The organism is Vibrio sp. 1580 (assembly GCF_033340055.1).
This window is the reverse complement of the sequence record NZ_JAWOVT010000575.1, coordinates 1-559: the sequence shown is the minus strand read 5'-3', so window position 1 is coordinate 559 and position 559 is coordinate 1. Positions and strand designations below refer to the sequence as shown.

Here is a 559-nt window from a genome sequence, read left to right as displayed (position 1 = left end):
AACTCACAACTCGATTGAAACCGCCATTACCGAGCTCAAAGCCCAAGGCATGCAAGTATTGGTGACCAACTTATCGGACACCGCGGTCGATTTTCGTGAAATCGACTACACCAAACCGACTGCAATCATCCTGGGTAGTGAAAAAATTGGCGCGTCTGAACAAGCGAAAAAACTCGCCGACCAAGACATCATTATTCCGATGATTGGAATGGTGCAATCTTTGAATGTTTCGGTCGCCAGCGCAGTTATTCTGTATGAAGCGCAACGCCAACGTGAAGCGGCAGGCATGTATGATCGAGAAGAAAGCGCACTACCAAAAGAAACCATTCATCGCATCTTATTTGAACGTGGTCACCCAGTGCTTGCCAAAGTAGCGAAACGCAAGAAACTGGAATACCCTCCACTCGACGATGAAGGTCAAATCATCGCAGATGAGGCGTGGTGGCAAGAGATGCAAAAAGCTTAAGCTGAAACATAACATCGAAAGGCCTCGCTTTCTACGCCACTTCTTATAGTTTTTCCTGTACAAAAACACAGCTCAATGGTTAACATACTGCTA

The 559-nt window shown here is 46.2% G+C and carries 1 protein-coding gene; it reads left to right on the top strand.

Going from position 1 to position 559, the window contains the following annotated elements:
• Positions 1-466, top strand: a 466-nt coding sequence (trmH, locus tag R7093_RS27240) for a tRNA (guanosine(18)-2'-O)-methyltransferase TrmH (RefSeq protein ID WP_318147279.1), incomplete at its 5' end; no start/stop codon positions are given.
• Positions 467-559: the final 93 nt, after the last annotated feature.